This window comes from Actinomadura sp. BRA 177 (genome assembly GCF_013372625.1).
Taxonomy (GTDB): domain Bacteria; phylum Actinomycetota; class Actinomycetes; order Streptosporangiales; family Streptosporangiaceae; genus Spirillospora.
The window spans coordinates 1-8,818 of the sequence record NZ_JABXFD010000203.1 but is presented as its reverse complement, the minus strand read 5'-3'; the positions used below and the strand labels follow the sequence as shown (position 1 = coordinate 8,818).

Annotated in this window: 8 protein-coding genes; 3 read left to right on the top strand and 5 right to left on the bottom strand. The window is 71.8% G+C overall.

Annotated features, from left to right (window positions below; translation table 11 throughout):
• The coding region (locus tag HUX53_RS07290; RefSeq protein WP_255205023.1) for a toll/interleukin-1 receptor domain-containing protein at window positions 1–1,102 on the bottom strand (1,102 nt) is incomplete at its 3' end.
• Between the two features lie 83 nt (window positions 1,103–1,185).
• On the opposite strand from HUX53_RS07290, the gene HUX53_RS07285 reads away from it, so the two are divergent.
• Window positions 1,186–2,418, top strand: coding sequence for an SLC13 family permease (locus HUX53_RS07285; protein WP_176402396.1), 1,233 nt, complete (start codon window positions 1,186–1,188; stop codon window positions 2,416–2,418).
• Window positions 2,419–2,422: 4 nt separating this feature from the next.
• On the opposite strand, the gene HUX53_RS07280 is transcribed toward HUX53_RS07285, so the two are convergent.
• From HUX53_RS07280 to HUX53_RS07270, 3 genes are read right to left on the bottom strand one after another with little or no spacing between them, the layout of a single operon-like run.
• Entirely contained in the window at window positions 2,423–3,088 is a 666-nt protein-coding gene (locus HUX53_RS07280) for an inositol monophosphatase family protein (protein ID WP_176402395.1), read from the bottom strand.
• On the bottom strand, window positions 3,054–3,464 hold the full coding sequence (locus HUX53_RS07275) for a hypothetical protein (RefSeq protein ID WP_176402394.1): 411 nt from the start codon (window positions 3,462–3,464) through the stop codon (window positions 3,054–3,056). The genes HUX53_RS07280 and HUX53_RS07275 overlap by 35 nt, the downstream gene beginning before the upstream one ends.
• Window positions 3,461–4,474 (bottom strand): hypothetical protein, encoded by a 1,014-nt coding sequence (locus tag HUX53_RS07270; RefSeq protein ID WP_176402393.1) that lies wholly within the window; start codon window positions 4,472–4,474, stop codon window positions 3,461–3,463. Before HUX53_RS07270 ends, HUX53_RS07275 begins: the two co-directional genes overlap by 4 nt.
• A gap of 199 nt (window positions 4,475–4,673) precedes the next feature.
• Here HUX53_RS07270 and HUX53_RS07265 point away from each other — a divergent pair, with 199 nt between their 5' ends.
• Together HUX53_RS07265 and uvrB are read left to right on the top strand one after the other, a co-directional pair.
• Entirely contained in the window at window positions 4,674–5,837 is a 1,164-nt protein-coding gene (locus HUX53_RS07265; protein ID WP_255205022.1) for a sensor histidine kinase, read from the top strand.
• 91 nt (window positions 5,838–5,928) lie between these two features.
• On the top strand, window positions 5,929–8,046 hold the full coding sequence (uvrB, locus tag HUX53_RS07260; protein ID WP_176402392.1) for an excinuclease ABC subunit UvrB: 2,118 nt from the start codon (window positions 5,929–5,931) through the stop codon (window positions 8,044–8,046).
• Between the two features lie 12 nt (window positions 8,047–8,058).
• Here the strand turns inward: uvrB and HUX53_RS40810 are convergent.
• The coding region (locus HUX53_RS40810) for a GNAT family N-acetyltransferase (RefSeq protein ID WP_176402391.1) at window positions 8,059–8,818 on the bottom strand (760 nt) is incomplete at its 5' end.

Here is an 8,818-nt window from a genome sequence, read left to right as displayed (position 1 = left end):
GTCTCGGCGCGCGGCGGCGGGAACGTTCCCCGGACGCCGGCCCACGACCGTTCGAGGCGCTCCGGGCCGCGCCGCTCGGCGTCCTCGGGGATCCAGCGCTCCAGGCCGTCCCGGCGCAGCACGACGGTCTGGTGGCGCCCCGGCCCGAGCGCGGGGACGGCCGGGACGCCCCGGTCGCCGAGCAGCGGGACGGCGCCGAACTCCGACTCCGTCCCCTGGAAGAACAGGTTGACGTGGCCGCCGAGCAGCATCTCCACCGTTTCCGGGTCGCGCAGGGCGCCCGGCTCGCCGGCGATGGGCGTGTGCTCCACCGCCGCGAGACGGAGCCAGCCAGCAGGTCGGGGCGCGGCACGCCCGAGTCGGCGAGCCGCGTCACGTCGCTCCAGATGCGGTCCTGGAGTTCGGTGGCGGTGGTCGGCTCGCCGGGCTCGGCGAGCGTCCGGCCGAACCGGGGGCCGGAGATGTGCAGGACGCTGAGCTGCTCGCGCGCCTCGTGCCCGCCGCCCGCCGCGGGGAACGCGGGCGCGGCGACGGGCGCCCGCCGGACGGGACGCTCCCCGACCGGCTCCTGCCGCCCCTCAGACCCTTCCAGGCGACCCGGCAGGACGCCCTCTGGAAGGGCGCCGCCGGGAAACCCAGGGCCGTCCAAGGGCCGTGCGTGGCCGGCGAGGGCCTCCTGGATGCGCCGCATCAGCAGGCCGCGCGCCTCGTCCGGGTCGTCGATCCCGACCAGGTCCACGTACGTGATCGTCGACAGGAGGCCGTCGATCGGGCAGTCCTCGATCCGGACCGTGACGAGCTTGCGGGCCGGGTCGTCCGGGTCGGCCCGCAGCGCCGCCATCCATTCGAGCCGCCCGTACCGGGAGCGCAGGTAGTTGCGCGACAGCACCGCGACCACGGCTTTGGCCTCCGACAGGCCCCGGTCCATGAAGTCGATGAAGTTCGTCCCCGGCACGAAGTCCCACGCCTGTATCATCGTCCGGTGCCCGGCGGCCTCCAGCTGCCAGGCGATCCAGGACGCCCACCGCTCGTCGGCGGGGGAGTAGCTGACGAAGAAGTCGGTCGGACGCTCCTGCCGCAGATGGCCGCCGGGGGTTGTCATGCCGCCAGTATCGCGCGGCCGGGCCCGGAAACCAGTGCCCCGGGACGCATTTGGATCTTGGTGTCCGGGCCCGTTATGGGATCATGGCGGCCGTGCCGCCCCCGATGGAGACCCTGCGCCGCGCCGCCGGCTCCCTGGGCGTTCTCGACCGGATCCGGATCGGGGTCCTCGTGCTGGGGGTCGCGTTCGTCGCCACCGGGCTGCTGCCCGCCGGCACGGCGCGGGCCAGTATCGGACGCGTCGCGCCGCTGCTGCTCTTCCTGTTCAGCGTCATCATCCTGGCGGAGCTGACCAAGGAGGCCGGGGTCTTCGACGCGATCGCGCAGCGGATGGCGCGGGCAGGGCGCGGCAACTACGTCGCGCTCTTCCTGCTGTGCGTGGCGTTCGCGTCGCTCACCACGATCTTCCTCAACCTCGACACGACCGCCGTGCTGCTGACACCGGTCATGCTGGCGCTGGCGGCGCGCGCGCGGATCGCGACCCTGCCGCTCGCCATGACCACGGTGTGGCTCGCCAACACCGCGAGCCTTCTGCTGCCGGTCTCCAACCTGACCAACCTGCTCGCCGCCGACCGGGTGGCGCTGGAGACGCGTGCGTTCGCGGCCCGCATGTGGGCGCCGCAACTGGCGGTCGTGGCCGTCACCATGGCGCTGCTGTGGGCGTTCTACTGGCGTCGCCGCATGCGCGGTGACGACGCCTACGATCCGCCGGATCTCGCGCCCATCCGTGACCCGGTGCTGTTCTCCGCCACCGGGGGCGCGTGCCTGCTGTTCATCGGCGCGATCCTCGCCGGGGTGCACACCGGCATCCAGCTCGGTATCGCCACGACCATCGCCGCCGCCGTGGCCGTCGTCGCGTTCGCCGTGCGCGACCGGTCGGTGCTGCGGCCCGTGCTGATCCCGTGGCAGCTCATGGTCTTCGTCACCGGGCTGTTCCTGGTCGTCCCCACGCTCGAACGGTGGGGACTGGACGATGCGATGCGCGCCCTCGTCGGCCATGACGGCGACGCCGCGGGGACGTTCCGGGCCGCGTTCTCCGGGGCGGGGCTGTCGAACGTCCTCAACAACCTTCCCGCGTATGTGGCGGGGGAGTCGGCCGTACCGGCGTCGAACAAGGACCAGCTTCTCTCCTTGCTCATTGGGACGAACGTGGGGCCGGTCATCACTCCATGGGGTTCATTGGCCACGCTGCTGTGGTTCGAGTGGTGCCGCCGGTGGGACGTGCGCGTACCGATCCGCAAGTTCGTCCTGACCGGGGCCGTCCTGGCCGTCTTGGGGTGCGCTGCCGCCGTGGGGGCGCTGCTGCTGACCCGGTAGGCGCTCAGAAGGCGACGTGGAAGCTGCCGTCGGGCATGGCAATCGATGTCGTGGTCTCCAGGAGGCGGTCCAGGAGGTCTGGGCGGGCGGCCACGAAACCCAGCTCGGACGCCGGACGGTCGATGCCCAGCTCGTACGGGCCGCCGTCCAGGCGCCGCAGCTCCGCGCCCGCCTCGGCGGCAAGCAGTGCCCCGGCGGGCAGGTCCACGATCTCCGGCAGATAGCCCACGATGCCGTCGATGTCGCCGCGTGCCAGCATCGCCCACGCCACAAGCGGCGCCCACAGCTGGAGGACGCGCGCACTCTGCTTCTCCAAGGCCATGCGCAAGGCGGAAGCGGCGAGATCGCTCGACTTGACCTGATGCCCTTGCGTCCATGCCAGAACGGGGTTGTTCTTCCGGCCCGGTCGTGGACGATCGGGCAGCGTCAAGGTCTCCCCTTCCGGCCCCAGCGTCCCCTTACCGCGAATCGCCGACCACGTTCGTCCCGACACCGGGTCATGGACGACACCCAAGACCGGCTCGGCGCGCGCGCACAGCGCCAGGCCCACCGCGTACACCGCCATGCCGATCGCGACGTTGTTGGTGCCGTCCAGCGGATCGACGAGCCACACCATCTCCTCGCCCGGCGCACCGTCAAGGACACCGGACTCCTCCGCGATGATGCGCATGGCCGCCGAGGAGCTGATCCTCGGGCGGCTGCGGGCCGCCTACCCGAGGCATGGCCTCGTCCACGTCCATCCGGACGTTCCGCACCGTCCCGTACAGGACGAAGCTGAGCAGATCCCAGCTGTGGCAGTGCACCGGCGACGTGGTGGACGGCGCCGGCCGCACCTCCGGCGTCCAGATGTGCAGGCACACGCCGAGATCACCGCTGCGCTCCACCGGCAGGCACAGGAAGCCCAGCGGGTGTCGCACCGCCCGGACCGGCGGCGCGCCCGCCGCGAGCCCCTCCAGAACGCCGTCGAGAACGCGTCCCGCCCACGCCGGCAGCGTCCGCGCCCCGGTCCCGGCGCGGATCTCCTCCCGGATCTGCGCGTACCTCACTCGTAAGGGTCCTTCGCCCGCAGCGCCTTCCGGATGATCTCGATGACGTCCCGGTCGGTGTAGCCGGACGCGAGGTCGATGCCGATCACCTCGAAGAGCTTGCGGACCTCCTCGACCGTCGGCTCCTCGTCCAGCGGCGCCAGCCGCGCCTGCTCGACCGGGACGCGGCGCGCCTGGTCCAGGCTGGTCTGCAGCTCCGCGCTCACCCAGCTGTAGTAGAACTTCGTGCTGTCGACGACGAGCGCCTCACCGCGCGGATCGTCGCGGGTCACCACCAGGCGGGACGCGGCCAGGTCGTAACGCAGCGTCGTCATGGTCTGCGCCAGTCCGATGTCGATGTCGAGCATGGCGAACCGCTGCTTCTGCCAGCACGCCGCCAGGATCGTCGCGTACGCCTCTTTGCGGGTGCGTTCCAGCGTCCACGGCTCGCCCGTCGCGTCCGGGCCGTCCGACACCGAACGGCGGTGACGCGCGTACGCCTCGCACACCTCCACGTTCGTGGGGTCGAGGATCTCCAGCCTGAACAGCAGCGTGCGCCGCTCCCTACGCGCCGCCGCCACGCACTCCGGCAGCGTCCGCGCGCGTATATAGGTGCCGGTCCCGCCCTTGAAGAACCACCGGTCGGTGTCGCGGCGCGCCTCCTCCAGGACGTGCGCGACCTGCCCGCCGCTGATCACGCGAACGACCGTGGTCTCGTCCAGGGCGCGCTGGGTGTCGGACAGGACGTTCTCGAACGTCTCGATGTGGGCCAGCTTGGCGTCCAGCTCACCGAGCGTGGCCGACGACGACCGCAGCGTGTCGCGGACCTCCGCCTCGACGGGGATGCGCCGCCCCCGGTCCCGCAGCACCGACGTCGCCAGCAGGCCGATCACCGCGAGGATGCCGCTGTTGGTGATCTCGTCCTCGTTCGGGAGGTTCACCCCGAGGCCCAGCACCGCGACGACGATCGCCAGGACCAGCGCGATCACGGCGTCGGCGTTCTTCCCGAGCCAGTTGGTGAAGCGGGTCATGGTCGGCTGGCACCCCGTCCTGGTCGGCGTCCTGGTCGGCGCCGGAGACGTTCAAGGGACGCGCGGACTCGTCCCCGTGAACGGCATGGTCGGCGCCGTCATCGTAACCACAGCGTCCGGACCCCGGAAAAGCCCTGCAGGTAAGGGGTTCGTAGACTTGCGCAACCGGGTGTGCTTCCGCTAGCCATAGACTCTTCGCATGCACGTGCGGGGCCGGTGGACGGGTGCGGTCATGGGGGCTTGGCCGACCCGCCGTTCGCGCGCGCTCGACATCTTCCTCGCCGTGACGCTGGCCTCCGGCGACGCCGTGTTCCTGTGGTTCACCGACCAGCGGTTCTGGCTGCCGCCGTCCGTGGTGTCGGCGTGCAGCGTCGTGCTCGGGCTGGCGCTGGTCGTGCGGCGCGTCCACCCCGTCGGCCTCGCCTTGTTCTCGCTCGTGTTCGGGACGGTCACCGGCGCGGGCGTCTTCGCCGCACTGGTCGTCCTGTACTCGCTCGCCGCGTACACCTCGTCCCGGCGGACGGTGCTGACGATCGCCGTCGCCACCTACATCGCCGGGCTGGCGTTCCCGTCCCCGACGGCGACGACCGACAACTTCGCCGTGCAGGCCATCTTCGGCATCGCGTTCATCGCCGTCCCCGTGCTGCTGGGCCTCTACATGGGCGCGCGCAAGCAGCTCCTCGCATCGCTCCAGGAGCGCGCGGCGAGGCTCGAACGCGAACAGCACCTTCTCGCAGAGCGCGCGCGGGGAGAGGAACGCACGCGCATCGCGCGGGAGATGCACGACGTGGTCGCCAACCGGATCAGCGTCATGGTCGTGCACTCGGGCGCACTCAAGGCGATCGCCAGCCGCGACCCCGTCCGGGCCGCCGAGACCGCGGCCGTCATCGGGGACATGGGACGCCAGGCGCTGGAGGAGCTGCGGCACGTCATCGGGGTCCTGCGGCAGGGCGAGGAGGTCCTTCCCCAGGAGGCGGTCACGCTCGCCCACGTCCGCGAGCTGGTCGGCCAGTCCGGTGCCGCCGGCCTCCGCGTCGACCTGGCGGTCCGCGGCGAGGAGCGGCCCATGACCTACGCCGTCGGACGGACGGTCTACCGCCTCGTCCAGGAGGCCCTCACCAACGTCCACAAGCACGCCGGGGCCGCCGACACCCGGGTGTCCCTCGGCCTGCTGCCCGAGGCCATCGAGGTGGAGATCGTCAACGCCGCGCCCACCGCCCGGCCCGAGCACCGGCTGCCGAGCGGCGGGAACGGCCTGGTCGGGCTGCGCGAGCGCGTGCACGCCCTCGGCGGCAGCTTCGAGGCCGGGCCCCGCGAGGGCGGCTACGCCGTCCGGGCCCGGCTCCCGCTGCCCGCCTCCTGACCGGCGCGGGCTGACCGGCACGGGCGCGGAATGTCGGAGGCCCTGCATACAGTTGTCAAAGCAGGGATTGTGCCGGAGCAGGGGAGTGCCGATGCGCCCAGTCACCGACCTGCGGCGCCGCGTCGCGCCGTTCGAGGTCGTCACCGAGATGACGCCGTCCGGCGACCAGCCGGCGGCGATCGCCGAGCTCGCCGCCCGCGTCGAGGGCGGCGACCGGGACGCGGTGCTGCTCGGCGCCACCGGCACCGGCAAGACCGCCACGATCGCGTGGCTGGTGGAGAAGCTGCAGCGTCCCGTCCTCGTCATGCAGCCGAACAAGACGCTCGCGGCGCAGTTCGCCAACGAGCTGCGCGAGATGATGCCGCACAACGCCGTCGAGTACTTCGTGTCGTACTACGACTACTACCAGCCCGAGGCGTACATCCCGCAGACCGACACCTACATCGAGAAGGACTCCTCGATCAACGACGAGGTCGACAGGCTCCGGCACTCGGCGACCAACTCGCTGCTCACCCGCCGCGACACCGTCGTCGTCGCGTCGGTGTCCTGCATCTACGGCCTCGGCACGCCGCAGGAGTACGTCGACCGGATGGTCCGGCTGCACGTCGGCCAGGAGATCGACCGCGACGACCTGCTCCGCCAGCTCGTCGGCATGCAGTACAGCCGCAACGACCTCGCGTTCACCCGCGGCACGTTCCGGGTCCGCGGCGACACCATCGAGATCATCCCGCAGTACGAGGAACTCGCCGTCCGCATCGAGATGTTCGGCGACGAGATCGAGAAGCTCGCCACCCTGCACCCGCTCACCGGCGAGCTGATCACCGAGGACGAGGAGCTGTACGTCTTCCCCGCCTCGCACTACGTCGCCGGCCCCGAGCGCATGGAGCGGGCCATCCGCGACATCGAGGCCGAGCTGGAGGAGACCCTCGCCGTGATGGAGCGGCAGGGCAAGATGCTGGAGGCGCAGCGGCTGCGCATGCGCACCGCCTACGACATCGAGATGATGCGCCAGGTCGGCAGCTGCTCCGGCATCGAGAACTACTCCCGGCACATCGACGGCCGCGGCGCCGGCACCGCGCCGAACACCCTCCTCGACTACTTCCCGGAGGACTTCCTCCTCGTCATCGACGAGTCGCACCAGACCGTCCCGCAGATCGGCGCCATGTACGAGGGCGACGCGTCCCGCAAGCGGATGCTGGTCGAGCACGGGTTCCGGCTGCCGTCCGCGATGGACAACCGTCCGCTGAAGTGGGAGGAGTTCCTCGACCGCATCGGCCAGACCGTCTACCTGTCCGCGACGCCCGGCACCTACGAGATGAACCGCGTCAAGGGCGACGTCGTCGAGCAGGTCATCCGCCCCACCGGCCTGATCGACCCGGAGATCGTCGTCAAGCCCACCAAGGGCCAGATCGACGACCTCATCCACGAGATCCGCGAGCGCACCGAACGCGACGAGCGCGTCCTCGTCACCACCCTCACCAAGAAGATGTCCGAGGACCTCACCGACTACCTCCTCGAACTCGGCATCCAGGTCCGCTACCTGCACAGCGAGGTCGACACGCTGCGCCGCATCGAGCTGCTCCGCGAGCTGCGCGCCGGCGAGTTCGACGTCCTCGTCGGCATCAACCTGCTCCGCGAGGGCCTCGACCTGCCCGAGGTGTCCCTCGTGGCGATCCTGGACGCCGACAAGGAGGGCTTCCTGCGCTCCGAGACGTCCCTCATCCAGACGATCGGCCGCGCGGCCCGCAACGTCTCCGGCCAGGTCCACATGTACGCCGACACGGTCACCCCGTCGATGGAGCGCGCGATCGACGAGACCAACCGGCGCCGCGCCAAGCAGCAGGCCTACAACACCGAGCACGGCATCGAGCCGCAGGCCCTCCGCAAGCGCATCGCCGACATCCTCGACTCCCTCGCCCGCGAGGACGCCGACACCGAGACCCTGATCGGCGGCGCCGGACGCCAGCAGTCCCGCGGCAAGGCCCCCGTCCCCGGCCTCGCGTCCCGGACGAAGGAGGTCGGCCGGCACGCCGCCGACCTCGTCGGCGACCGCCCCCGCGAAGAGCTGGAGGGCCTCATCGAGCAGATGACCGACCAGATGCACCAGGCCGCCACCGACCTGCAGTTCGAGCTCGCCGCCCGCCTCCGCGACGAGATCAAGGAACTCAAGCGCGAACTCCGCGACATGAAGGAGGCCGGCGTCAAGTAGCCGGTGCCCGCCTCAGCCGAAGGCGAGCACGACCCGGTCCTCGACCGGACGGTAGCCGATCCGCCGGTACACGCCGTTGCTCGTCGGGTTGGCGAGGTCGGTGAACAGCACGACGCCGCCGGCCCCCGCGTCCAGCGCGCCCTGCGTCGCGGCGGCGGTGACGGCGGCGCCGTACCCCCGGCGCCGGTACTCGGCCGGTGTGTAGACGGGCGCGATCCTGGCCACGCCCGCGACGGCCGGGGTTCGGCCCGCCATCGCCACCGGCCGCCCGCCGGCCTCCCACAGCGTGATGCCGCCCTCCGCGAGCCTGCCGCGGGTGACCGCCGCGTTCGGCGCGCCGCCGCCGGCGTCCCGGTGGAACTGCGCGGACCACTCCAGCACCAGGTCCAGGTCGGCGCCCCCGGCGACGCGCGCGGCGCCGTCCGGTGCCGGGTCGGGCGGTTCGAGCCGCGCCAGCCGGTGCAGCCGCTGCCGCATCCCGATCCGGCTCGGCGCCCCCGTCCGCCGCCGCCACGCCTCCGCGAACGCCGCGGCGGTCACTGGTGTCCCGTTGACACCCGCGATCGCCGGGCCCCGTGCGGCCAGCACGTCCGCGAGTTCCCGCGCCGCCCGCTCCGGCATCGCGTTCAGCAGCGGCGGGTGCGTCCCCGTCCACAGGAAGGTGCCCTCAATGCCCCCGCCGGACGTCCACCACCCGAACAGCACGAACCCGTACAGCTCCGGGCCCTGCACACGGATGGCCTCGGCCACGGTCAGCGACACGGTGTTCGCG

Excerpts from the sequence above, each read along its gene's own strand:
- HUX53_RS07285 (WP_176402396.1), top strand. The coding sequence starts at position 1,186 with ATGGCGGCCGTGCCGCCCCCGATGGAGACCCTGCGCCGCGCCGCCGGC.
- HUX53_RS07280 (WP_176402395.1), bottom strand. The coding sequence starts at position 3,088 with ATGCGCATCATCGCGGAGGAGTCCGGTGTCCTTGACGGTGCGCCGGGC.
- HUX53_RS07270 (WP_176402393.1), bottom strand. The coding sequence starts at position 4,474 with ATGACCCGCTTCACCAACTGGCTCGGGAAGAACGCCGACGCCGTGATC.
- HUX53_RS07265 (WP_255205022.1), top strand. The coding sequence starts at position 4,674 with ATGCACGTGCGGGGCCGGTGGACGGGTGCGGTCATGGGGGCTTGGCCG.
- uvrB (WP_176402392.1), top strand. The coding sequence starts at position 5,929 with ATGCGCCCAGTCACCGACCTGCGGCGCCGCGTCGCGCCGTTCGAGGTC.